A 22,382-nucleotide genomic window follows, 5' to 3' on the forward strand; every position below is an offset into this window, starting at 1 on the left:
GAGCACCCGAGAAACTGACGAGTGGAGGCTGTGCCGACACCTTCTGCCACGCAACGCGAACCCGGACTCAAAGTCGGGTAGAATGCCGCCCACGTAATGAGGGTATCTGGAAATGGCTTTAGTCGGGCGCTACAACAGCTTGCAAATCGTCAAGCACACGAACTTCGGTCTGTATCTGGACGGCGCGCAGGACGGTGAAATCCTTCTGCCCAATCGGTACATCCCCAAGGACGTTCCTACGGAAGATGAAGACTGGCTCAATGTGTTCGTCTATCTGGACAGCGAAGACAAGCTGCTCGCCACCACTGAAAAACCCAAGGTGCAGGTCGGTGAGTTCGCCAGCCTGAAGGTGGTTGAAGTCAACAGCATCGGTGTGTTCCTCGACTGGGGCCTGCCCAAGGACCTGTTGCTGCCGTACTCCGAAGAGAAGCGCACCTTGCAGGCCGGTGATTACTGCGTGGTTCACGTCTACCTCGACAAGCACACACGGCGTATTACCGCCACTGCGCGTCTGGACCGCTACCTGGACAAGACCCCCGCCAACTACAGCGTGGGGCAGGAAGTCGATCTGCTGGTGGCTGAAGCGACCGACATGGGCTTCAAGGCCATCATCAACAACAAGCACTGGGGCCTGATTCACAAGAACGAAGTGTTCAAGTTCATGCGCGCCGGCAAGCAGGAAAAGGGCTACATCAAGGAAATCCGCAGCGACGGCAATATCAGCCTGAGCCTGCAGCCCGTCGGTGCAGAGGCTGCCAGCAGCCTGAATTCGAAGATTCTTGCCAAGCTGCGCGAGAACGACGGCACGCTGCCGGTCAGCGATAAAAGTGATCCGCAGGTCATCAGCGGTCTGTTTGGCGTCAGCAAGGGCAACTTCAAAAAGGCCATTGGTGCGTTGTACAAGCAGGGCCAGATCGTTATTCACGCCGACCGTATCGAGCTGGTCTGATACGGCATCGCAGCCTGGGTGCACGTGAGGTCATCGATGTGAGCTGCAATCGACGCAGCTCGCGGCACCTCAGGCCCAGGTGGCGAGCGCGTCTATTTCCTGGCTCAAGCGATCGAACGGCAAGGTGCCGTTGAATACCCGGGCGTCTTCCAGCGCCTCGTCACTGCGTCGCAGCAGGACGACTGGCACAGCCCTCAGCCCAAGCTTCTGCGCCAATTGCTGGTCGTCCATCACGTCCTTTTCGAAGTGGCCGGCGTTAAGTGCCTGCTCCATCGCTTGCCGATCCAGCCCGGTGGAGGTGGCGAGGTCGAGCAGCGTGTGCGTCTCGCCGATATCCAGCCCCTTTTCGAAGAACGCCCGGTAAGCCTCTTTGTGAAACGCCTCAAAACCTCCTGCATTCCTGGCAAACGCCGCGGCTTCCAGAACCTTGCGGCTGCGCGGCTGAACGCTGGGCATCTTCATCATCACCTGACGCCTGTCGGCCATCGGCAGTACTGACCGAGACCAGGTTTCACGCAGGTAATCGGCACTCGGGTCGAGCAGTGCCAGCGGGTCAGGACGCAGTTCAAAGGCATGCCAATTGAATTCGAGCCGTTCACCGTAGGTTTGCTGAAGCTGTTCCAGGACGGCCAGTTGCAGGTAGCAGAACGGGCAGACGTAGTCGCTCCAGACATCTATTTTCAGGGGACCAACAGTGTTCATGTGCTTGAAACTCCATAACGCTAGTTAACACTGACTCCCTTAACCTTTTAAAAGTCCTGAAGGTGGATGGATCAATGTCTACCTTTGGTCGGTCATACCCTCAAGCGGGCTTTCCCGGCCCTGGAACTTCATCAAGGACGCGCCATGAAAAAAATACTGATCGCTTACTTCGGCACATTACTGGCGTTTCTGATCCTCGACGGAGTGTGGCTGGGCGTTTTGATGGGGCCGACCTACCGTGAATGGCTTGGACCGATGATGCTCGATACGCCGGTCTTGGGACCTGCCATCGCGTTTTATCTGCTGTACGGAGCGGGGGTGGTGTTTTTCGGCGTCATGCCTGCGCTCAGAGCGCAACGACTGAGCCACGCGACATTGTGCAGCGGTCTGCTGGGGCTGATTGCCTACGGCACCTATGACCTGACCAACTGGGCCACCTTGCAGGGCTGGCCTGCGCAGCTGGCGCTGGTCGATCATGCGTGGGGCACGGTGGTGTCAGCGCTGGCCGGTACGGCGGGCTATCTGGCGGTACGTCGATTCGCCTGAAGCGGCGGTGTGCCGGAATGAGCGTTGCCGGCGCGCGACGTTCACCCGGTGCAGTGCGGGAACGCAGCAGTTGTTTTGCTGCTGCGTTGACAGCTACTTCTGCAGGAAGCCGGCAAAACTCAGGTTGCTGCCCTTGGGGCGCATGTCCTTGAGGAAAGAGTCCTTGTCGGCGCTCAGTTCCAGGCTGACGGTCGGTTTGCGCTTGTCGGCATTGCGCACTTCAAGGCCTTCCATGTGGTCGCGCATGAATACCGTGGTCACTTTCAAATGCAATAACTGGTCGGTTTCAGGGGTGTGCAGCAACAGGTGCAGCCACTCGTACTGACCTACTTGCAGGCGCGGGACAGGCAGGTCGAACCACCAGATGTTTCGTTTGTGGTCCAGCACGGCGAAATGCGTGTTGTTGACGCCCAGCACTGCGCCACCCAGATCCTGGTTTCTGCGTGCAATGGCCAGCTTTTTATCGAGTTTCATAACGTTCCTGTGAATCGGTGTGTTCAGCGTGTCGGCCCTGCCGGACAACGGTGGCGCGCATTCTCGCACAAACTCTGCTGCAAACCTGCCCCAATGCACGGCAGATGAATGGCAACAGCGGCCCGGAAAATAGTTGAAACTCTTCGCCACCGGCACAGGTCAATCCTTTGTCGAGTACGACATCCGATCCAGTGCGGTCTTCAGACCCAGGAGATTTCCGATGAGCAGCACCAGCGATAAAGCCAAAGGTATGGCCAACGAAGCAGTTGGTAACGTCAAGCAGGCTGTTGGCAAGGCTACCGACAACGACAAACTGCGGGCTGAAGGCAAGGTACAAGAGCTGAAAGGCGAAGGCCAGCAGGCGAAAGGCGAAGTCAAGGACGCGATCAAGAAGGGCGTGGACAAGGCTTGAGTCGATCGTTTCCGGCGCCCTGGCGCCGGGAGCAGGCATTACCGATAACGGCCATCCACGGATGGCCGTTATGCTTTCTGCTCTGCGGGACTGAAACCTTTCATGGCCTGTCCAGTCAATGTGCCATCGATATTCGCGTATCGGCTCCGTCAGCGCGATATGTCATGTATGACATGCCGGTTTTCAGGATGTAGGGTTTTCCAGTAAGGGAGCGAGAGGAAGCGCCATGATTTTCCCCCATTTGCGTAAATTGAAAGTCGGCAAGGTGCTGGTGAGAACCGTCAACGAATTCCTCGATGACGAGATGTCCACCTATGCATCGGCACTGGCTTACCAGATGCTGTTTTCTCTGTTTCCGTTCCTGCTGTTTCTGATCGCGCTGATCGGCTTTCTGCACCTGCCGGACTTTTTCTCCTGGTTGCGACTGCAATCGGAGTTCCTCTTGCCGCCGCAGGCCCTCGAGCAGGTCAACCCGGTCATCGACCAGTTGCAGCAGTCCAAGGGTGGCTTGCTGTCGATCGGTATCGTCATCGCGCTGTGGACCGCGTCAGCAGGTGTACGCCTGATGATGAGCGCCATGAACGCTGCGTACGACGTCGTCGAAGGACGCCCTATCTGGAAGCGTTTGCCGCTGTCGATTCTCTACACTGTAGGCATTGCCGGCATGTTGCTGGCAGCAGCAGCCTTCATGGTGCTGGGGCCGCAGGTCATGAACTGGATTGCCGCGCAGATCGGCATGGAAGACTTCATCGTGACGCTGTGGACCATCCTGCGCTGGCCCGCGATCATTATCCTGCTGATGGTCGCTGTGGCGTTGATCTATTACGTGATGCCCGACGTCAAACAGGAGTTTCGCTTTATCACCCCAGGCTCGGTGCTGGCCGTGGTGGTGTGGATCGTCGCTTCCCTGGCCTTCGGTTTTTACGTCAAGACCTTTGCCGACTACAACGCCATGTACGGCAGCATCGGCGCGATCATCGTGCTGTTGCTGTACTTCTATATTTCGGCGGCGGTGCTGTTGCTGGGTGCGGAAATGAATGCGGTGATCGAGCACATGTCCGCTGAAGGCAAGGACGCAGGCGAGAAGGAAGCCGGCGACGGCCTTGGCGAGGAAAGCAGCGAGACAGGCAAGCAGCATGTCTCCGGTCTGGGCCGCGACCATTCGGTGCCGCTGCAGAAGGCGGACGAAGCCTGATCGCTTTCTGTGGCAAGATCGCCTTTTAAGTCGGCAAGGGACAGGCAGTCATGATCCATAACATCCTGAAGATGGGCGATGAGCGCCTGTTGCGTATCGCCCCTCCGGTGCCCGCAGACATGTTCGGCAGCAGAGAGCTCGATACGCTGATCGCCGACATGTTCGAAACCATGCACAGCGTCGGCGGTGTGGGCCTGGCGGCACCGCAGATCGGCATCGATCTGCAGCTGGTGATTTTCGGCTTCGAGCGCAACGAGCGCTATCCCCAGGCCGAGGCGGTTCCGCAGACGATTCTCATCAACCCGCTGATTACCCCGCTGAGCCCGACGCTGGAAGAGGGCTGGGAAGGGTGTCTGTCAGTGCCCGGATTGCGCGGCATGGTGGACCGTTATCAGAGCATTCGTTACGAAGGCTTCGATCCTCAAGGCCAGCCCATCGTGCGCGTTGCCCACGGTTTTCACGCGCGGGTCGTCCAGCATGAATGTGACCACCTGATCGGTCGGCTTTACCCGTCGCGCATCACCGATTTCAGCAAATTCGGCTTCATGGACGTGATGTTTCCGGACATGGACCCCAACGCCGACGAGTGATGGTGGCGTTTCGTCGCGAAGCCGTCAGGCTTCGCGGCACAGTGCGACCAGCGGCTTGCTGCGGCTGTAACGCATGAATCGTTCGCCCAGTGCCTGTGGCAGACGCTGTGCCGTCTCGAACCCCGAGCGTTGGTAAAAGCCCAACAGATCCGGATGGCAGAACAGCCACACCGGCCCGTTCAGCGGTTGCAATGCCGCTTCGATCAGGCCCTGCGCCACGGCTTGTCCGCGCAGCGCCGGCGCCACGAACAGCCCGGTCAGCCAATGCCCCTCTGCGACAGGTGTCAGGCACAACGCACCGATGATTTCTGCCCGCCTTGCAACCCACGCCTGGCCCTTGCTGGCAGCGCGCATTGACGACTGGTGCTGACGGTAGAACTTGCCCAGTAACGGGCGACATTCATCAGGTAGCGGGTAGAACTGGATTTCGGACATCGCGGCGGCGCTTTAAACAGGGGCCTCGCATCATACAGAGGCTCAAGCCGTGACAACTAATCGGCGCTGGCTGGTGTCGATACTTTCAGACCCGTTTCTTCCGCGCCATTTGAGGTGAGCATGAAATCAATAACACGACTACTGGGCTGTTCACTTCTGGCGCTGGGCCTGCTTGGGCAGACCGCGACAGCGGCTGAAAAGACCAAGCCTATCCAGTTCGGCGCGCTGACCTGGGAAAGTGGCAGCCTGATTACTGAAGTCCTGCGTACCATCGTCGAGAAGGGCTATGGCTACCCGACCGATACACTGCCCGGCAGTACCGTCAGCCTGGAAACCGCGTTGGCGAAAAATGACATTCAGGTGATCGCCGAAGAGTGGACCGGACGCAGCCCGGTGTGGGTCAAGGCTGAAGAGGAAGGCAAGGTGCTCGGCCTGGGCAACATCGTCAAAGGCGCGACCGAAGGCTGGTGGGTGCCTGAGTACGTGATCAAGGGCGACGCCGCCAAAGGCATCAAGCCGCTGGCGCCGGACCTGAAGTCTGTCGCGGATCTGGCACGCTACAAGGATGTCTTCAAAGACCCGGAGTCGCCGGACAAGGGCCGATTCCTCAACAGCCCGAGCGGCTGGACTTCGGAAATCGTCAACACCCAGAAGCTCAAGGCTTATGGCCTGGCTGACAGTTTCGTCAACTTCCGCACCGGCTCGGGCGCAGCACTGGACGCCGAGGTCGCATCGGCTATCCGGCGCGGCAAGCCTGTGTTGTTTTATTACTGGTCACCTACGCCGTTGCTGGGCAAGTACAAGCTGATCAAACTGGACGAGCCAGCCTTTGATGCCGAAGCCTGGAAAACCCTGACCGACGCCAGCAACCCCAATCCGCGCGGCACGTCTTCGCTGGCGGCAACCCTGTCGATCGGCGTGTCGGCAGAATTCAGCAAGCAATACCCTGAGCTGGTGAGTGTCTTCAAAGGCGTGGATTTCCCGATTGACCTGCTGAACAAGACCCTGGGTGAAATGAGTGACAAGCATGAGGATGCCAAGGTCGTGGCTGCACGCTTTCTCAAGCAGCATCCCGACGTCTGGAAAGCCTGGTTGCCTGCCGATGTAGCCGAGCGGGTCAGCAGCAGTCTTTGACTAACGCCCTGCTGAATGACACGAGGCGCATAGCTGATAACGGCATCGATGACCGGTATGCGACGCGCCGAGTGGTAAAGCGTCACCGAGCTGATAAGTTCATGTCTGGGTCGATCGATGCTCGGGAGGCGTCATGACTGGTCACGTTCGGGGCTCGCGCGGCACGTGGCAGACTTGCTTGGCATTGTTGGCCTGTCTGTCGCTGGACGCGATGCAGCCGGCCAGTGCCGAAGAGGCCGACGACATGGCGCTGGCGCTGGTGGAACAACGAAACCTGGGCGAAGGCCTCGCCTGGCTGGGGTATCAGGTCGCCTCGCGCACTGCGACGTTTGCCGGTATCGTGCAGGCGGTTGGCAAGACTGAAGCCCAGGAACTGGTGCAGAAGGAACTGCAGCGCCTGAAACCGGAATATCAGGCGCAGTGGGACCGCAATCTGGCAGCCGCATATGCTCATTCCTTTACCGCCGAGGAGTTGCGTTCGCTCAATCAGGGGGCGGATTCGCCTTCATTGGGGAACAGATTCAGGGCCAGAAACACCCAGGTCAGCACCGATATGAAAGCCCGATCATCGGAACTGCTGGGACAATTTGTCAGCCGTGCGCTGGGCAACGCCGAGGCCGCACTGCAACACTGACAGCTATTTTGACGATACGAGGCAAAAAAACATGGACGCATTCATGCAGGCAGCATTCGATGAGGCGCAACTCGGGCTGAAGGAGGGCGGAATCCCTATCGGCTCGGTCATCGTCCACGGCGGCAAAATCATCGGTCGAGGCCACAACCGTCGTGTACAAGAGGGCAGTGCGACGAAGCATGGCGAGATGGATGCACTGGAAAATGCCGGTCGCCAGCCGGCCAGTGTCTACCGTGACTCGGTTCTCTACACCACACTGTCGCCCTGTGCGATGTGCAGCGGTGCGATTCTGCTCTACGGCATTCGCAAAGTGATCATCGGCGAGAATGAGTCGTTCATGGGCGAGGAAGACCTGCTGCGCTCGCGTGGCGTGCAGATCGACGTGCTGGATAACCATGATTGCAAGCACATGATGCAGGGCTTCATCGCCAGCAAGCCCGAGCTGTGGAACGAAGACATCGGCGAGTGAATCCCGCGTCTTATCAGCCCCACGCTCCGCGCTCATCGTAAATCTAACTGCTTATCGTGCCAATGCTCGCGTTGGCATGCAGTTCGTGACGCTCTTCGTCGCCTGACACCTCCCTGATACCCTCAACGTTCAGACTTGCTTCAGAATACTGCCCGTCATTAATCTTCTTCGGCTCCTGCCTTAAAGTGCGGTTTGTGCCACTAATGTGCCTTTAACGGTGATAACCTCCTCCCATCTTTATCACGGTATGCATACCCAGCCGTTTACCAGGCCATTTTCGGAGCCCGATATGTCGGTCCAGCAGCGTAACAACGTCAACATTGTGGGCGACGGACCGATCACTCTGATTTTTGCTCATGGATTCGGCTGCGATCAGAACATGTGGCGTTTTATGGCGCCGCACTTTGCAGAGCGCTTCAAGGTCGTGCTGTTCGATCTGGTGGGCAACGGCAATTCGGATGTGTCGGCCTGGTATCCGCACAAGTATTCGTCGCTCAAGGGTTATGCAACCGACTTGCTGGAGGTGGTCAACGAGTTCGCCGCACAGGGGCCGGTTGTGCATGTCGGCCACTCGGTCAGTTGCATGATTGCCGTGCTTGCCGAGCTTCAGTCACCCGGTCGTTTCGACGGCCACATCATGATCGGCCCATCCCCGCATTACCTCAACGAGGCAGATTACGTGGGGGGATTCACTCGCGCCGATGTCGATTCGTTGCTTGAAACACTGGAAAGCAATTATCTGGGATGGTCCAGCACCATCGCGCCGACGCTCATGGGCGCCTCGGACCAGCCTGAGCTGAGCGAAGAGCTCGCCAACAGTTTCTGTCGCACCAATGCCGAGATCGCCAGACAGTTTGCCCGCGTGACGTTTTTATCCGACCATCGTGCCGATGTCATGCAACTCAAGAGCAGAACACTCATTCTGCAAAGCAGCGACGATATGGTGGTGCCGGTCGAGGTGGGTGAGTACCTGCACCGTGTCATCGCCGACAGTACCCTGCACATGATCGACAACGTAGGGCATTACCCGCACATGAGCGCAGCACAGGAATGCATTACTGCCATGAATCAGTTTCTGGCCTCTTACGAGAGCGCCGCACATGACCGTTGAACAGGTAAGCCTGCCCGCCACCGAAGAGCTCTATGAACAGGCGCCCTGTGGTTTGTTGATCACGCTGCCCAACGGCACCATCGAGCGCGCCAATCTGACGTTTTGCCGATGGCTGGGTCTGGAGCGCGACGCCGTGGTGGGCCGCCGCTTTCAGGATCTGCTGAGCCTGGCAGGCAAGGCCTTTCTGCAGACTCACTGGGCGCCTACGCTGCAGTCGCAAGGTTCAATTGCCGAGGTCAAGGTCGAGCTGATTCATGCCGATGGCCGCCCCATTCCGATGATGCTCAATGCCGTACGCCGCGAGTACCCGTCGGGGTATCTGCATGAAGTGGCCGTGTTCCTGGCCGAAGAGCGCAACAAGTACGAGCGCGAACTGCTGGCGGCCCGCAAGATCGCCGAAGAGCTCCTGCAACAGCAGATGACCGTGCAGAGCGAGCTGACTTCGGCGCGCAATCGCTTGCGTCTGGCGCATGCCGAGGCGGAGATCCGGGCTATTTTTGCCGAACAGATGATTGGCATCGTCAGCCACGACCTGCGCAACCCGCTGGCCGCGATCAAGATGGCTGCCGGACTGCTGGAGCGCACATCGCTTGAGTCGCGCCAGGAGCGGATTCTGGGACACATCAATCATTCCACCGACCGTGCCGATCGCATGATTGTCGATCTGCTGGATTTCACTCACGCCCGCGTGGGCAGCGGCATTACCGTCGTTCCTCAGCCTGTCGATTTTCACGCAGTGGTCGCCCGCGGCGTCGAAGAGCTGCGCCAGGTTTTCCCGGATCGGGTGCTGACCCATCGCAGCGAAGGGCAGGGCGCATGTTCGGCTGATCCTGACCGCCTGCTGCAGATGCTCGGCAATCTGGTCAGCAATGCCATCAATTACGGCACCGACGACGGTGAGGTTTTGATTACGTCGTCGTTCGACACCTGGATGATCAAACTGTCGGTGCACAACGTCGGTGAGCCGATACCGATGGAAAAAGTAGACGACCTCTACGAGCCCGTCGTACGCGTGGTCAGCGACAGTGACGAGACCCGTACAGTCGGGCTCGGCCTGTTTATCGTGCGCGAGATCGTTCGAGCCCATCTGGGCGATGTGACGGTTCGTTCTTCGGCTGAAGAGGGCACGACGTTCACGGTGGCGTTTCCGCGTCCCCCGGCGAAATCCGAGGTTTGATCAGGTTTCATGCAGATTGCCGATCAACCCGTGTTATTCACGGGTGCAGAAAAATCGTTACAGTCCTAAACTAGCGTGCTGCGTCATCACATCAAGGCTCATACAGGTTCTACATGCGGCGATCCATTTCAAATGATGTGGCCACGATCAGTCGGATCAGTGCGGTGCCGGCCATCCTGCAGGTCATTGCCGAATCCACAGGGCTGGGGTTCGCCGCCGTGGCGCGTGTAACCGAAAATACCTGGACGGCCTGTGCGGTTCTGGACACGCTCGATTTCGGTTTGAAACCTGGCGGCGAACTGGACGTAAGCAGCACCATCTGCCATGAGATTCGCAACTCCCACAAGGCTGTGGTGATTGATCATGTCGCTGAGGATCCGCTGTTCTGTACGCATGACACTCCACGTCTGTACAACTTTCAGAGCTATATCTCGGTGCCGATCTTTCTCTCCGACGGCTCTTTTTTCGGCACCATCTGCGCGCTGGATCCCAAGCCTGCAAAGCTGACCGGTACGCCCATCGAGGCAATGATGGTGTCGTTCGCACGTCTTCTGGCGCTGCAGATCGAGGCCGAGGAAAACCTGCAACAGGCGCGTGAAGACCTGCTCGCCGAACGTGAGGTGGCTGAGCTGCGCGAGCAGTTTATCGCCGTGCTGGGGCACGACCTGCGCAACCCGCTGTTTGCCATCAATGCCAGTGCCGAATTGCTGTTGCGTCGTCCGCTGGATGAAAAGGCCCTGCAGGTTGTGCAACACATCCTGACCTCTGGCCAGCGTGCTTCGCAGTTGGTCGATGACGTGCTCGATTTTGCCCGAGGCCGCATGGGCCACGGCATTCCTCTCAGTATCCATGAGGCGCACGGCCTGGATAAAACTCTGGAGCATGTGATTTCCGAGGTGCAGCGTGTTCATCCGTCGCGGCCGATTCATTCGGACATAGGCGTGCTGGAGCGTATCCGCTGCGATCACGAGCGGATCGCGCAATTGCTCTCCAATCTGGTGTCCAACGCGATCAGTCATGGCGATGCCGAGAGCCCGGTCGAAGTGACGGCAGGTGTGCATGACGAGCTGTTTGTACTCAGCGTTACCAATCAGGGGGAGCCGATACCTGAATCGGTTCGTGCGCAACTGTTCCTGCCGTACTCAAGACCCATCACCGATGAGCCGCAAGCCGGGCTCGGACTGGGTCTGTACATCGCCAGTGAGATCGCCATTGCTCATGGAGGTACGCTAGAGGTGTGCTCCACGCGTGAGCAGGGCACGGTCTTTACCTTCAGCATGCCGTTAAAGTCTGCGTAAGCATTCTGCGTCAGCCAACGCCTGAGCGCAGGCTGCCCGCCTCCGGAAAACCTCGCGCTGCAGGCCGTCGCGTCGTTCGGTTGCGACAGCCCTGACCATCCTTGTTACAAACTCGTCCATCGCTTTGCTTGCTCATCGGCAGTGTCGCGTCGAACCTGAGGCTCGGGTTGCCATCAAAGGCCTGAGCCTTCACGGTTACTCCGAAGTTTTCACCTTGCCCAGAGGTAGTGATGAACAGTTTTGTGCGCAATCTTGTCGGGGGCGTGCTTGTTGCGTCATGCAGCATCGGCGCAGCCCAGGCGCAGACGCTGCCCAACAGCACCCTCAACAACGGTGCCAGCAGCAACCCGTATAACAGCCCGATCCACCGTGCCAACCCCAACAGTCGCCAGGGCACCGAGTCCAGCGTGCCCCCGTCTCGTGGCCCCAACATCACGCCGCCGGTGCGCAAGCCTACCCTGGAAAACGGTGGCATCGGCAACGGCTACCCCACGCGCCAGAACACGCCACGTCCTTCTACACCGACAATCGACCCCAAGCGCAGCAACTGAATTTTCAACCCGGCGAACCCGTGTGGACGTCGACTCAATGCATAAGGAAACGCTCATGCTTAGAAAAACCCTGATCGCGACATTGTGTACTGCAGCCATTCTGAGCCTGCCATTGACGGCCAGCGCCGCTACGGAAACCTACAAAAGCGAACTGGGCACCGTCACGGTGACGCCTGTTGTCGAAGGTCTGGATCATCCGTGGGCGCTGGCCTTTCTGCCTGACAGGCAAGGCATGCTGGTGACAGAGCGTTCCGGCAACCTGCGCGTGGTGTCGGCGGATGGCAAATTGTCTGCGCCGCTTTCCGGGGTGCCGCAAGTCTGGGCGCAGAAGCAGGGCGGTCTGCTTGATGTCGTGCTGTCACCGGATTTCGCCAAGGACCGCATGGTGTATCTGACCTATTCCGAGGGCAGCGGCAAGACCGCCGCCGAGGGTGATACCGCCGGCACTGCCGCAGGGCGTGGTCGCCTGTCCAAAGACATGACCCGCTTGGAAGACTTCGAAGTCATCTTCCGCCAGGAACCGAAACTGTCAGTGGGCAACCACTTCGGCGCGCGGATGGTCTTCGATCGCGACGGTTACCTGTTCATTGCGCTGGGCGAGAACAATCAGCGCCCCACTGCGCAGGATCTGGACAAGCTGCAGGGCAAGATTGTGCGCATCTATCCGGACGGCAGCGTACCGAAAGACAATCCGTTCGTGGGCCAGAAGGGCGTACGCCCCGAGATATGGTCCTATGGCCATCGTAATCAGCAGGGGGCCGCGCTGGATCCCTGGACCGGGACGTTGTGGACCAACGAGCATGGTCCCAAGGGCGGTGATGAGTTGAATATCATCGAACGTGGCGCGAATTACGGCTGGCCGATCGCGACCCACGGTATCGACTACTCGGGTCAGCCGATTTCGGAGTCCAAGGGCAAGGTTGTCGAAGGAACCAAAATTCCGTTCCAGGTCTGGGAAGTGTCGCCGGGCTTGAGTGGCATGGCGTTCTATGACCACAGCCTTTTCAAGGCATGGGATCACAGTGTATTCATCGGTGCGCTGGCCACTGAGGAGTTGATCAGGCTGCAGTTCGAGAATGACAAGATCGTTCATGAGGAGCGTCTGTTGAAAGACATGAAACAGCGCATACGTGATGTGCGTCAGGGGCCGGACGGTTACTTGTATCTGTTGACCGACGACGATAAGGGAAGCCTGCTGAAAGTCGGCTTGGCTCAGTAATAAACTATTAATCGTTTGAAAAAGAAAATTCCCACAATGTTGTGGGAATTTTCTTATGAGTTGCTTGCGGTGGTAACCGTTAAAGCCGTCGGATCAATTATCCTTTGCGTCACGTACCACTTCGCCTGTCTTGGCATCGACGTCGTAGTTCCACTCTACACCCTTGGCGTCTTTCAGTTCGATCTGGTAGATCAGGCGGCCGGTGCGGTCTTTTTCCAGCTCGGTATCGCTGACCGTAAAGCCCTGGTGCTTGGCAACAGCGTTCTTGTTGAACTGTTCAAAGTCACCCAGCGCCTGAGACTTGTACAGGCGGATCACTTCATCGGGACCAACGTCAGCCTGGGCGGCACCTGCAACAGCAGTGAGGGCAACAGCGGCGAAAACGGCAGGCATAAGTTTCATGGGGTATTTCCTTTCTGATTGATCTGTCTTGATGGATTCATCACAGGCTGATTGGTTCAGCGGTTTTGTTGAACTCAGATTATCCGCGCTTACTTAATTCACGCTTAATTATTCAAGTGTGCGAAACGTTATGAAGCCGGTCTCGCTCTGCCGATTCGCAAGTAAAGTTTTCCCCTGCACTTCGTTTACAGGCAGAGCGTCACGTAAAGGTTGAAAAAAACCGGCAGTGAACGTAAAAGGTTGGCCCCCTGCCGGAAGGTGCGTCGCGTCTGTCCAGGCATCTGTCCTTTCGGAGTCTGCTCGATGAGAACGCCTTACCGACCTGCCATGCGCCACGCCTGGCGATTGTTACCGTTGGGTATGGCGGTTGCCTCGCCGTTGCTGGCCGCAGAAGTGGTCAGCCTGGATGCGGTCAATGTCACTGGGTTCAGCGAGCCGGAAAGCACCGGCGACTATAAAGCAGAGCGGGCGTCGATCTTCGGCTTGGATCAGGCCTCTCTGCTGGACACGCCGGCCTCGGTGTCGGTGTTCAGCGCTGCGCTGATCGAGGACCGTCAGGCAAAGCTGCTGAGTGAAGTGCTGCGCAACGATGCGTCGGTCGGCGACGGCTATGCACCAGTGGGCTATTACGAAAACTTTGTGGTGCGCGGGTTTTCGTTGAACGCCGCCAACAGTTATCGCATCAACGGCCGCAGCATTGCCGGTGAGCAGAACGTAGCGCTGGAGAACAAGCAGCAGGTCGAGTTGCTCAAAGGGCTCTCCGGCCTGCAGAGCGGTGTGGCCGAGCCCGGTGGCGTCATCAACTATCAGACCAAGCGGGCGCAGGACGTCCGGTCGGTCACGGTCTCGACCAACGAGCACGGTGAACGTTACATCGCCACCGACGTCGGTGGCTGGTTCGGCAGCGAGCAACAGTTTGGCCTGCGCGCCAACCTTGCCCACGAAGACATTCGCTCGTATGTCGAACACGCCGATGGCCAGCGCGATTTCGCCTCGCTGGCGTTCGACTGGAACATCAGCGAGCGCGCGCTGCTGCAACTCGACGTCGAGTACCAGACCAAAGAGCAGCGCTCGGTGCCCGGTTATCAGCTTCTGGGCGGTACTGCGCTGCCTCACGATGCCTCACCACGTAAACTGCTGGGCTACCAGAACTGGTCCAATCCGGTCGGTATCGACTCGCTGAACATGAATGGACGTTTCGAATATCGATTCGATGACAGTTGGAAGGGCAGTCTCAGCGCTTCACGCAGTCGTGTGGTCATCGATGACTACAGTGCCTTTGCGTGGGGTTGCTACGGCTCGGCCAGTTGCGCAGGGCAAGCGGTGCCCAACCACTTCAGTGCCGAGGGTGGTTATGACATCTATGATTTCCGCAGCCCGGACGACACGCGTCGCAACGATGAAGTCGAAGCGGCCATGTCCGGCACATTCACTACCGGATCGCTGGGGCACGAACTGACCTTCGGCAGCAGTGCCTACCGCCGAACGGTCGATACGCGCGGGACCTTCAACGAATTCGTCGGCTCGGGCAATATCAATGAGGCGCCCGAGCAAGCGGCCCCCTCGACTCTGGCGCTTGCGCACACAGAGCGTCGTCTGGACAGCCGCCAGTACGGGCTGTTTGCCACCGACCGAATCAGTTTCAACGAGCACTGGCAAACCGTGCTGGGCGGACGCGGGGTGCGGCTCGACGAACAGGCGTTCAACGAGGACGGCAGCGATGCGCGACACACCGAGCGCTATGTGTTTCTGCCTCAGGCGGCGCTGATCTACAAGCCGGTGGACAACGTTTCGCTCTACACCAGCTACAGCAAGGGCCTGTCGCTGGGCGGGACAGCGGCGTGGTTCACCACCAATGCCAGTGAAATTCTTGCGCCGACCGTATCCCGACAGCTGGAAGCCGGTATCAAGTATGACTGGCAGCGCATGAGCCTGACCGCCGCAGTGTTTCAGGCCCGCCAGGCGTATCAGTACTCCAGGCCCAACGATGACGGCACGTTTACCTATGTGCAGCAAGGCGAGCAGAAAAACACCGGGCTTGAACTGGGGGCGAGTGGCTGGGTGACCGACCGCCTGCAGATATCCGCCAGTGCGGCGGCCATCCGGGCGCGCGTTGAAGACAGCGGCACCGAGGCCTATGACGATCATCAGGCCCTCAATGTGCCCAGATACCGTGGCAGCCTGCAAGCTGACTACAGCCTGCCGGTGCCCGGGCTCGCCTTACTCGGCGGGATGCAGTACAGCGCCAGCAAGTACGCTGACCGTGAAGGCTCCGTGCAGGTCAATGACTACACACTGTTCAATATCGGCAGCCGTTACAGCACCCGAATCAGCGGCTACGACACGGTCCTGCGCCTGACCGTCGACAACCTCTTCGACAAACGCTACTGGCGTGATGCCGGGGAGTATCTGGGTGACGACTACCTGTTCATGGGCGCACCCAGAACGGCGAGATTGTCGGCCACTGTCAACTTTTAGTGGACGGGCTCTACTGCAAGGAGCGTTGGCACGATCGTCGGGATTCTCGTTCCAAACGCTCCAGCGTGGGAATGCAGTTCTCGACGCTCTGCGTCGTCAAGAGGACGCGGAGCGTCCGGAACGGCATGCGACGCGGAGCGCCGCACGATAGTTGAAGTGATCGTTCCTCACGCTCCAGCGTGGGAATGCAGTTCTCGACGCTCTGCGTCGTCAAGAGGATGCGGAGCGTCCGGCACGGCATGCGACGCAGAGCGTCGCACGATAGCTGAAGTGCTCGTTCCTCACGCTCCAGCGTGGGAATGCAGGTCTCGACGCTCTGCGTCGTCAAGAGGACGCGGAGCGTCCGGAACGGCATGCGACGCGGAGTGCCGCACGATAGTTGCGATGATCGTTCCGCACGCTCCAGCGTGGGAATGCAGTTCTCGACGCTCTGCGTCGTCAAGAGGATGCGGAGCGTCCGGAAAGGCATGCGACGCGGAGCGCCGCACGATAGTTGAAGTGATCGTTCCTCACGCTCCAGCGTGGGAGTGCAGTTCTCGACGCTCTGCGTCGTCAAGAGGATGCGGAGCGTCCGGAACGGCATGCGACGCGGAGCGCCGCACGATAGTTGAAGTGATCGTTCCTCACGCTCCAGCGTGGGAATGCAGTTCTCGACGCTCTGCGTCGTCAAGAGGACGCGGAGCGTCCGGCACGGCATGCGACGCGGAGCGCCGCACGATAGTTGAAGTGATCGTTCCTCACGCTCCAGCGTGGGAGTGCAGTTCTCGACGCTCTGCGTCGTCAAGAGGATGCGGAGCGTCCGGAACGGCATGCGACGCAGAGCGTCGCACGATAGTTGCGATCATCGTTCCCGCTACAGGCCTCAGCTTCGTATCAGTGCGCCCGCAAGCTTTGCTATTCTTCGCGCCCTGTGAGCGCCAGGCGCTTTTTTCAGCCATGTTTCGGGGGCGTCATGACGGCCATCGTTCAATCCACTCCGCAACCTTTTACCAAAGGCGACTACAAGACCCTGAGTCTTGCGGCGCTGGGTGGGGCGCTGGAAATCTACGACTTCATCATTTTCGTATTCTTTGCACTGACCCTCAGCCAGCTGTTTTTCCCACCCGACATGCCCGAGTGGCTGCGTCTGCTGCAAAGCTTCGGGATCTTCGTGACCGGCTATCTGGCGCGCCCGCTGGGCGGGATTCTCATGGCGCACTTCGCCGACCGGCTGGGCCGCAAGCGCGTGTTCAGCCTGAGCATTCTGATGATGGCCCTGCCTTGTCTGCTGATCGGCATCATGCCCACCTACGCACAGATCGGTTACTGGGCGCCGCTGGTGCTGCTGGCGCTGCGCATCCTGCAAGGGGCCGCTGTGGGCGGCGAAGTGCCAAGCGCCTGGGTATTCGTGGCAGAACACGCGCCCAAGGGGCACCGCGGCTATGCACTGGGTGTACTGCAAGCCGGCCTGACGTTCGGGTACCTGCTGGGTGCACTGACCGCGACATGGCTGGCACGGGTCTTCAGCCCTGGCGAAATCCTCGACTGGGCATGGCGTATTCCGTTCCTGCTCGGTGGAGTATTCGGCGTGGTGGGCGTCTGGTTGCGCCGCTGGTTGAACGAAACCCCGGTATTTATCGCGATGCATGCCCAGCGTGAACATCTGACAACGCTGCCACTTGGCCAGGTCCTGCGTGAGCACCGCAAATCCTTGCTGCCTGCTGCGCTGCTGACCTTTGTGCTGACCTCCGCAGTGGTGGTATTGGTGGTGATCACCCCGACCGTCATGCAGCAGCGCTTCGGTATCAGCGCCAGCGATACCTTTGCCCTGAGCGCCGTCGGCATCGTGTTTCTCAATATAGGCTGTGTGTTGGCAGGCATGCTGGTCGACCGCATCGGCGCCTGGCGCGGCATCATGTTCTACAGCCTGCTGATGCCGATGGGCATTGGCGTGCTTTACACCAGCCTCATCGAGCAATGGATGCCACTGGGCATCGCCTACGCGATTGCCGGGCTGGCGTGCGGGATTGTCGGTGTGGTGCCGTCGGTGATGGTCGGACTTTTCCCGGCGAACATCCGGGTGTCAGGCATCTCGTTCACTTACAACATCGCCTACGCCTTCTGGGCCAGCACCACGCCATTGATGCTGATTGCTCTGATGCCCTGGAATATCTGGGTGTGCGTGCTGTATAGCCTGATCATGGGCGCCACAGGCCTGATGACCGCTGCGGTATTCGGTGTGCGCCGGGGCGTGGTGGTGGATGACCTGGCAAGCGGTAAAGCCGGATAACACCAGGCCGGTTGACACGGCGAATGCCGTTCTCGCAGAGACCGGCGACATCCGCTGCTCACCTCTGCTGTGGGGTGAGTAGCCGTTCAAATATGAGCGAAAAGTTCCTGGCACCCGACGCTTTCAATTGTAACAAGTGATTGTAATTCCGTTTCCTCAAGTCTATCTTGCGCCTCTCTATACTGTTTACGTTATTTATCTAATGTGCTCTTGGGTCGTGCCTGTGGGAAATGTTTCTTCAGGTGGATCATTCGCAGTGTCGATACGTTGGTAGGCGTAATTATTCCGCGTTTCATGTAGGAGCTTTCCTCAATATTTTATTATTGAAGATTTTTCTTACAGCTTTCGGCTGTATTGCAGGACTTTGAAGGTGTATCTCGTGTTTATGCAAAACAAGACTAAATAAAATGATTTCTGTGCCGATTGACTGTTTGGGTCATGGAAGACGAATGTAAGAAACATCCTACAAATTTGCCTATTAGGCAAAATGATGGCAAGGGGAAGTATCATGTGGGTGACAATGAGAGAGCAGGAGGTTCTTGGCCTGTTGTTGCAGGGATGTACGAACAAGGAAATTGCCAGGCAGCTCAGTATCAGTGACTACACCGTTCGCGATCACGTATCTTCGCTGCTAAGAAAGAATCAGGTAAGGACGCGTGCCGAGCTCATGGCCAGGTGCGTATCTCTATTGCTTCCGGGGAACACTGCCCGACCCCCTACATCTGTCGGATTGCGTAGCGAGCCAGCACATACATAATGTGTCTTGTCGCAACCTGTAACGTGTTAATGCAATGAGCACTGCTGACGTTTTGCGGTGCAATCAATAATACCGTGCTGCTCTGTGACTGCTGTCGGCCACTGTTTCCCGGCTGTCTGCAGAAAGGAATATCCGAAACCTGCTCGCACGACGAACTGTAAACAATAAAAAAGGAGCCACTCATGACTGTTTGTTTTGTTCGGGGCGAGTCAGGTGCCGACACGGCGTTGCGGCTGGATCCGCAGCGGCCTGATTTTAATATGACAACGGACTTCCAGCATCTGGCAACCCGGCAGTCCGCGCTTTCGGTGACGCAACTTGCCGAGCAACAGGCAAAGCTGTCCGGCCCTGTTGGCCTGTTTGCCAAACTCTGTCGGCAGCTTCGTTCGCAGGGGCGTCAGGCACCGTTACTCGAAGAGGTTACCCGACTTGAGGGCCGTAAGCGTCAATGGCTGGCCGAGCGCGCCGTACAATTCGCACTGGGCCTGCACGGCCGTCGGTCAGAAGCCGAGAACCCGTTCAAGGGCCTGGTGCGCGAAGACCTGTGCTGCATCGTATTCGATGAGCCATCGCCGCACACGCTGGTCGAGCGTTATGCCGCCAGCGAAGCGCTGCGAGCTCAGGACAGTGAGTACTTCGTCAAACTCATTGCTACCACGCGCAATACCGTCGAACGGCGAATCGTCTTTCATGGTCTGCTCGAACACTTCGACCGGCTGTTGCCCATCGAGAAGAGCATCTATCCGCTCAACTATCGCGCTGTTCAGCAAGCACACCTCGATCATGAAGAAGCCCTCTATGGCGCACTGATAAAGCAGCAGCCCATCGGCACATTGCTTGAGAGGCATACGCCTGAGTGGCTGTTGGATAACCTGTCCTCATTTGAACTTTCCATCGATCAAGCGTGTGGCTAATCAGGTCTCGGACGTGGGTATTTATACCAGTCGGTTGATGAGGTTTTACAAGCGCTTCAGGTCTTTTCTAAAAAAACATGTTTAATCAGAGTGCGCGTTAGCGCGCTCGGTGAATGATAAAAAATAACGGTTCGTGCAGATGCGTTCAAGCCTGCGGCTTTCGCACAGTCGATGAATTTGATTTATAAATATTGGAGTAATATCCATGAAAAAAATAGCACCCTTGCTTGTGTTGTTAGTGTCGGCTGCCAGCCAGGCGGGCGATTATTCTGTTACGACTACCCGAACGCCGACGTTTATCAATGGGCCTGGTCACAGTGCGTTTTCTCGACACCAATTGAGATTGGCTGACTACCCCCGCGGCGCGGCGAATAACTCTCGGTTGCAAAAGATTTCCTGGACCGCGACTACTTTTCCGGAAAGCGTGAACGAACGCGCAAATCTTTGTTTTAGGAGAGGCGGTGTACATGATTCTGATTGTATCTCTATAACGCCAGGCGTGCCTGGCAGTACTGAGAGGTTCAACAGTCTTGGTTTTAGCTATGCCTCCGACGTCATGATTAGGCACAGCGCTGAAAGTGGACCTTGGCAAAGCAAGCCTGCCGGGCCAGAAACAGTCACCTTTCATTTAACGTATTGATTGTTAATCCCTGGCGAGAACCGCCAGGGATCTTTCGGGGCAGGAGCCAACGTCATGCGAGTCATAAGTTCCGGAGCAGATGCACTGATAGCCGCGCAACAACTTGACGATAAAAGAGCGGCAAAAAACATGCCCTCAATTGCCAATTCCCCCCTCCGATCAACCTCTCCAGACTCTGCGGTGACCATCAGCGGCCAGGCCCTCCTGAAACACAGGGTATTTGGGGGCGCGGACTCTGCTGGTTCTGCGCCCATGCTGGGAAAAGCCGAATGTGGAATGTCCATGCCCGAGGCGTTTTTTTTAACCCGGGATGATCGCAGGCTGCTGGGTGATGTTTACGAGTGGGCGAGCGCTCAGGGAGCTGATCTAGGCTATGTTGATGATCTGGCTTTTGGACTGGCCTCGTACAGAGAGAAAGATGATGGAAGAATATGGGGCCGCCAGAACCAGGGCAAAACATATGACATGGAAGGCCACAAGGTGTTCTACAGTTTTACCGAGTCGCACGCGGCCACCGCCAAGCGTATTACCGAAAGCGATGGGTTAAAAACAACGCGGCTGGATCAGGGGTTTGTTCGCTTCATCACCGACAAGGACTACGGGTCTATAGGCCACAATAATTTTGAGTTCATGGAAAAAGTCATCAACAGGTTTTCAACGGCGGGGGAAAGAGACGAGCAACTGGGCGCAGATTTCGCGACCTATAAAAGCCAGAAGAGCGACTACATAAGGACGCTGTCCAAGGAGAAATACACGCCCGGCGAAGGAGACACCCAAGAAACGACCGCCGTGAAAAAATCCACCAAACCCAAGGAAATCACTCTGGAAAGCCTGCGTGCCGATATGCGCGAGGCGTTCTTCAAGGCGATGGGGGTCAAGAGTTTCTCATCCCTGTTCGACATGCTGTTCAAGCACAAGCGTTGACGGATCAGGCCTGTGCGCCAAGCGACTGGTGGTCTGACGGCGCATCCTGAGGGCTGACTACGCGGTTGCGACCGGTGCTTTTAGCCAGATACAGGGCTTTGTCTGCTTCATGCAGCCACGAGGAGGCATCCGGCATTTCAGGGGAGTAGGCGGCAATGCCGATACTGAGGCTGACCTTGAGATCGCAATGCAGGGTATAGGTCATTTCATCTATCGCCAGGCGCAGGCGCTCAAGGATTTCCTTTGCCTGAAACAAGCTGGTATCGGGCAGAATGACGCAGAATTCATCGCCGCCACAACGCCCGATCAAGTCGGAGTCGCGCAGGTTTTCTATCAGTGCTTCGCTGATACTCTGCAGCACCGTGTCGCCCATCAGGTGGCCATAAGTGTCGTTGATGACCTTGAAGTGATCGATATCGATCAGCGCGATGACGCACTCCTGATACGCGCCTTGGTTACTGGCGTACTTCAGGTCAAGCAGGTCCTTCCATGCGCCATGATTGAGCAGGCCGGTGAGGCTGTCTGTGCGGCTTACCTTGCGCAGGATGTTGCGGTGTTCCCACAGCTTGAGGGTGACCTGATGGCTCAGCCAGCCAATGAAAATGGGGTAGATCACCAGTACAGGAAGACAGGCATAGATCTGCGCCATGTTGCCGTGCAGATTGATCACAGGGTTGAGCGCGGCCAGTGAAATCAGCACGCCCAGTGCCTGTGCGCATAAGCCCTGGAGCATCAGGCGTGGCCCGGCGGCGGCCATGTTATGCATGGCCATCATGGCAAGGACGGTGACCCCGGGAACCGCACTGAAACCCATCGCACCCACCCAGAAACCGCCCAACAGCGAATCGAAAAGCAAATTGCGCCATTCGGCTTCATAGGGCTCGCGCGACTTTCTTGCAATCTGGTAGGCAACGTGCGGCCATACCAGAGCGTTGAACAGCGCCAACAACCACAGCCAGTGTGCAGCATTCACGTAATATAAAGACACAGCAACCGTCACAAAACCAACGCTTACACCGAGTGATCTCGGGGCGTAGATCCGCTTGGCGAATGCCATCCCTTTGCGGTGATAGGTGCTCATAGGTGCTTACCGGACATTACT

At 57.8% G+C, this 22,382-nt stretch carries 23 protein-coding genes; 18 read left to right on the forward strand and 5 right to left on the reverse strand.

The window, feature by feature from the left end; genetic code table 11:
• Positions 1 to 112 precede the first annotated feature (112 nt).
• Entirely contained in the window at positions 113 to 949 is an 837-nt protein-coding gene (locus LCH65_RS04050; RefSeq protein ID WP_226439181.1) for a S1-like domain-containing RNA-binding protein, read from the forward strand.
• 69 nt (positions 950 to 1,018) lie between these two features.
• On the opposite strand, the gene LCH65_RS04055 is transcribed toward LCH65_RS04050, so the two are convergent.
• Positions 1,019 to 1,651 (reverse strand): DsbA family oxidoreductase, encoded by a 633-nt coding sequence (locus LCH65_RS04055; protein ID WP_024663706.1) that lies wholly within the window; start codon positions 1,649 to 1,651, stop codon positions 1,019 to 1,021.
• A gap of 144 nt (positions 1,652 to 1,795) precedes the next feature.
• On the opposite strand from LCH65_RS04055, the gene LCH65_RS04060 reads away from it, so the two are divergent.
• Positions 1,796 to 2,197, forward strand: coding sequence for a DUF2177 family protein (locus tag LCH65_RS04060; RefSeq protein WP_003363373.1), 402 nt, complete (start codon positions 1,796 to 1,798; stop codon positions 2,195 to 2,197).
• Between the two features lie 93 nt (positions 2,198 to 2,290).
• Here the strand turns inward: LCH65_RS04060 and LCH65_RS04065 are convergent, their stop codons facing one another.
• A complete protein-coding gene (locus tag LCH65_RS04065; protein ID WP_003363371.1) occupies positions 2,291 to 2,671 on the reverse strand; it encodes a hypothetical protein in 381 nt (126 codons plus the stop codon).
• A 220-nt stretch (positions 2,672 to 2,891) separates the two neighbouring features.
• Between LCH65_RS04065 and LCH65_RS04070 the strand changes: the two genes are divergently transcribed.
• The 3 genes from LCH65_RS04070 (at position 2,892) to def (ending at position 4,868) form a co-directional block, all read left to right on the forward strand.
• The gene (locus LCH65_RS04070; protein WP_003363370.1) at positions 2,892 to 3,083 is read left to right on the forward strand and encodes a CsbD family protein; all 192 of its coding nucleotides are present in this window, start codon (positions 2,892 to 2,894) and stop codon (positions 3,081 to 3,083) included.
• 226 nt (positions 3,084 to 3,309) lie between these two features.
• Positions 3,310 to 4,278: a YihY/virulence factor BrkB family protein gene (locus tag LCH65_RS04075; RefSeq protein WP_003363368.1), complete on the forward strand. Its 969-nt coding sequence runs from the start codon at positions 3,310 to 3,312 to the stop codon at positions 4,276 to 4,278.
• Positions 4,279 to 4,328: 50 nt separating this feature from the next.
• Entirely contained in the window at positions 4,329 to 4,868 is a 540-nt protein-coding gene (def, locus tag LCH65_RS04080; RefSeq protein ID WP_226439182.1) for a peptide deformylase, read from the forward strand.
• 24 nt (positions 4,869 to 4,892) lie between these two features.
• Here def and LCH65_RS04085 read toward each other — a convergent pair whose 3' ends face one another.
• On the reverse strand, positions 4,893 to 5,303 hold the full coding sequence (locus LCH65_RS04085) for a GNAT family N-acetyltransferase (RefSeq protein WP_003363364.1): 411 nt from the start codon (positions 5,301 to 5,303) through the stop codon (positions 4,893 to 4,895).
• Positions 5,304 to 5,423: 120 nt separating this feature from the next.
• Between LCH65_RS04085 and LCH65_RS04090 the strand changes: the two genes are divergently transcribed.
• The 8 genes from LCH65_RS04090 (at position 5,424) to LCH65_RS04125 (ending at position 12,896) form a co-directional block, all read left to right on the forward strand.
• Complete coding sequence (locus LCH65_RS04090; protein ID WP_044309771.1) at positions 5,424 to 6,437, forward strand: ABC transporter substrate-binding protein; 1,014 nt, start codon at positions 5,424 to 5,426, stop codon at positions 6,435 to 6,437.
• 133 nt (positions 6,438 to 6,570) lie between these two features.
• Positions 6,571 to 7,071 (forward strand): hypothetical protein, encoded by a 501-nt coding sequence (locus LCH65_RS04095; RefSeq protein WP_003349900.1) that lies wholly within the window; start codon positions 6,571 to 6,573, stop codon positions 7,069 to 7,071.
• A gap of 31 nt (positions 7,072 to 7,102) precedes the next feature.
• Positions 7,103 to 7,540 carry a nucleoside deaminase gene (locus LCH65_RS04100; protein WP_044309772.1) on the forward strand — a complete coding sequence of 146 codons (438 nt, stop codon included), beginning with the start codon at positions 7,103 to 7,105 and terminating at the stop codon, positions 7,538 to 7,540.
• 289 nt (positions 7,541 to 7,829) lie between these two features.
• Complete coding sequence (locus LCH65_RS04105; RefSeq protein ID WP_129484847.1) at positions 7,830 to 8,651, forward strand: alpha/beta hydrolase; 822 nt, start codon at positions 7,830 to 7,832, stop codon at positions 8,649 to 8,651.
• Complete coding sequence (locus tag LCH65_RS04110; RefSeq protein WP_003363358.1) at positions 8,641 to 9,828, forward strand: PAS domain-containing sensor histidine kinase; 1,188 nt, start codon at positions 8,641 to 8,643, stop codon at positions 9,826 to 9,828. Before LCH65_RS04105 ends, LCH65_RS04110 begins: the two co-directional genes overlap by 11 nt.
• A 113-nt stretch (positions 9,829 to 9,941) precedes the next feature.
• Entirely contained in the window at positions 9,942 to 11,126 is a 1,185-nt protein-coding gene (locus LCH65_RS04115; protein WP_060708108.1) for an ATP-binding protein, read from the forward strand.
• A gap of 230 nt (positions 11,127 to 11,356) precedes the next feature.
• Positions 11,357 to 11,677: a hypothetical protein gene (locus tag LCH65_RS04120; RefSeq protein ID WP_024663710.1), complete on the forward strand. Its 321-nt coding sequence runs from the start codon at positions 11,357 to 11,359 to the stop codon at positions 11,675 to 11,677.
• A gap of 55 nt (positions 11,678 to 11,732) precedes the next feature.
• Complete coding sequence (locus LCH65_RS04125; protein ID WP_003431049.1) at positions 11,733 to 12,896, forward strand: PQQ-dependent sugar dehydrogenase; 1,164 nt, start codon at positions 11,733 to 11,735, stop codon at positions 12,894 to 12,896.
• 93 nt (positions 12,897 to 12,989) lie between these two features.
• On the opposite strand, the gene LCH65_RS04130 is transcribed toward LCH65_RS04125, so the two are convergent.
• Complete coding sequence (locus LCH65_RS04130; RefSeq protein WP_003363351.1) at positions 12,990 to 13,298, reverse strand: PepSY domain-containing protein; 309 nt, start codon at positions 13,296 to 13,298, stop codon at positions 12,990 to 12,992.
• Between the two features lie 303 nt (positions 13,299 to 13,601).
• On the opposite strand from LCH65_RS04130, the gene LCH65_RS04135 reads away from it, so the two are divergent.
• The 5 genes from LCH65_RS04135 to LCH65_RS04155 all read left to right on the forward strand — a co-directional run bounded on the left by LCH65_RS04135 (position 13,602) and on the right by LCH65_RS04155 (position 21,280).
• Positions 13,602 to 15,776, forward strand: coding sequence for a TonB-dependent siderophore receptor (locus LCH65_RS04135; RefSeq protein ID WP_226439183.1), 2,175 nt, complete (start codon positions 13,602 to 13,604; stop codon positions 15,774 to 15,776).
• A 952-nt stretch (positions 15,777 to 16,728) separates the two neighbouring features.
• Positions 16,729 to 18,045, forward strand: a complete 1,317-nt coding sequence (locus LCH65_RS04140) for an MFS transporter (protein ID WP_003363347.1) — start codon at positions 16,729 to 16,731, stop codon at positions 18,043 to 18,045.
• A gap of 487 nt (positions 18,046 to 18,532) precedes the next feature.
• Complete coding sequence (locus LCH65_RS04145) at positions 18,533 to 18,802, forward strand: LuxR C-terminal-related transcriptional regulator (protein ID WP_003363345.1); 270 nt, start codon at positions 18,533 to 18,535, stop codon at positions 18,800 to 18,802.
• A 182-nt stretch (positions 18,803 to 18,984) separates the two neighbouring features.
• Positions 18,985 to 19,716, forward strand: coding sequence for a hypothetical protein (locus tag LCH65_RS04150; RefSeq protein WP_099266575.1), 732 nt, complete (start codon positions 18,985 to 18,987; stop codon positions 19,714 to 19,716).
• A gap of 694 nt (positions 19,717 to 20,410) precedes the next feature.
• On the forward strand, positions 20,411 to 21,280 hold the full coding sequence (locus tag LCH65_RS04155; protein WP_072366851.1) for a hypothetical protein: 870 nt from the start codon (positions 20,411 to 20,413) through the stop codon (positions 21,278 to 21,280).
• Between the two features lie 4 nt (positions 21,281 to 21,284).
• On the opposite strand, the gene LCH65_RS04160 is transcribed toward LCH65_RS04155, so the two are convergent.
• The gene (locus LCH65_RS04160) at positions 21,285 to 22,361 is read right to left on the reverse strand and encodes a diguanylate cyclase (RefSeq protein ID WP_003434306.1); all 1,077 of its coding nucleotides are present in this window, start codon (positions 22,359 to 22,361) and stop codon (positions 21,285 to 21,287) included.
• Positions 22,362 to 22,382: the final 21 nt, after the last annotated feature.

Origin of the sequence: Pseudomonas sp. MWU16-30316 (assembly GCF_020515645.1) — a bacterium.
Taxonomy (GTDB): domain Bacteria; phylum Pseudomonadota; class Gammaproteobacteria; order Pseudomonadales; family Pseudomonadaceae; genus Aquipseudomonas; species Aquipseudomonas cerasi.